This is a genomic window from Burkholderia sp. A2 (assembly GCF_001729305.1).
In the GTDB taxonomy this organism is placed as follows: Bacteria; Pseudomonadota; Gammaproteobacteria; order Burkholderiales; family Burkholderiaceae; genus Burkholderia; species Burkholderia sola.
The window spans coordinates 1-206 of sequence record NZ_LZXX01000031.1; the positions used below are offsets into that span (position 1 = coordinate 1).

The window sequence follows — 206 nt, forward strand, 5'->3', positions numbered from 1 at the left end:
CGAGCTCGGCGGCCAGCAGCGGGCCCGCGCACGCGACCGGCGCGTACTTGGCGATCCCGTGGGTGGTCGCTTCCGCGCGGTGCGCGGTGCCGAACGCGTCGTTCACGTACACGTCGCAGAGCTTCGCCATCTTCTGCGCGAGCTCGTCCGAATTCTTCTTCTCGCCCTTGTTCACGCGGCAGTTCTCGAGCAGCACGACCTGGCCC

Annotated in this window: 1 protein-coding gene; it reads right to left on the reverse strand. The window is 68.9% G+C overall.

The genetic code is table 11. The annotated features are described in order from the left end of the window. A partial coding sequence (gene pgk, locus A9Z05_RS37450; protein ID WP_256121825.1) for a phosphoglycerate kinase occupies positions 1-206 on the reverse strand: 206 nt, incomplete at both ends.